The sequence below is a fragment of the Bradyrhizobium sp. 147 genome, assembly GCF_023073935.1.
Classification (GTDB): Bacteria; Pseudomonadota; Alphaproteobacteria; order Rhizobiales; family Xanthobacteraceae; genus Bradyrhizobium.
Genome location: NZ_JADPKL010000131.1, coordinates 1 through 577, shown reverse-complemented (window position 1 = coordinate 577; position 577 = coordinate 1). Strand labels below are relative to the sequence as shown.

The 577-nt window shown below is 62.2% G+C and carries 1 pseudogene; it reads left to right on the top strand.

Annotation, left to right across the window (positions count from 1 at the left end):
- Positions 1 to 479: 479 nt before the first annotated feature.
- Positions 480 to 577: pseudogene (locus IVA87_RS30740) on the top strand (IS630 family transposase); the annotation flags it as partial.

The window sequence follows — 577 nt, the reverse complement described above, 5'->3', positions numbered from 1 at the left end:
GATCCCTTAATGTCAGCCCCATAGAGCACCCCCTCGCGAATCAGGTGCTCAGCAAGGAATCACAAGCGATTCTTTCGACTCAAGATTTCGCCGATCAGCAAATCAGGCCGAGTGGTCAACGTTATGGGTAATTGAAAGCCGGCGGCGACCGCCTTGCGTAGTTTGAGCTGTGGCCCGAGGATTTGACTTAAGTCTAGCTTTAAGGTCACGTGGCGAATGCAGGTCAATGTGTTGGGCGCCGAGCGTCGTCGGCGATTTCGCCTTGTCGAAGAGACGTTGCAGGCTGGCGAGAGGGTCTGCGGGGGGCGCGCCGGCACGGGGTGGCTCACAGCCTGCTGTTCACCTGGCGTCGACAGACACGCCAGGGGCGACTGGGCGGAGATTCCGTGCCAGCTCTCGTTCCCGTCGAGATCACACCGGTGGCGGCTCCGATCTCGAGCGACACGCCACAACTGGCGCCTGCGCAGCGCGCAAGGGCCGAGACCTGGACCAGAACCGATATGGCACCTTTGCGGGGATGGGCGCCGCGCGGGCACAGACTTCCCGCCAAGGTTCCGCACGGCCGCTGGAAGACCAT